The organism is Lelliottia sp. GFLA7 (genome assembly GCF_056490165.1).
Genome location: NZ_JBWLAQ010000111.1, coordinates 1 through 407 on the forward strand (window position 1 = coordinate 1; position 407 = coordinate 407).

Here is a 407-nt window from a genome sequence, read left to right on the forward strand (position 1 = left end):
ACGAAACATGGGTCAGTGCAATGCTTCTCGTTTTCGGTTTCGTGATGATCTTCGGCAATTTCGGGTTCGCGGCACTGCTGCGTACCGGTGTCGCCCGCACCGCGGTAGCGTTCCCCGCCCTGTTGGCGGTGGTATTCGCCGCGGTGTTCGCCGTCGGCCCGCAGTTCGCGCCGATGGTCGTGGTCGTCGCGATCTGGGCGGCGATCCACTCCGGTGGCCTCATCGTCGGCCAGACGTGGCTGGGCCGCGACGCCCACGACGCTCCCGAATTCGGCAACGCCCTGTTCGTCTCGTTCTCGAACCTGGGAATCACCGTGGGCACCACCGCCGGTGGCTGGACACTCGCGACGGCCGGCACCCACGCGCTGCCGTGGATGGGCGTGGTGTTCGCAGTCGTCGCGCTCATG

The 407-nt window shown here is 66.8% G+C and carries 1 pseudogene; it reads left to right on the top strand.

Features of this window, described 5'->3' with window-relative positions:
• Nucleotides 1–20 precede the first annotated feature (20 nt).
• A pseudogene (locus tag AC07RN_RS21405) lies at nucleotides 21–407 on the top strand (MFS transporter); the annotation flags it as partial.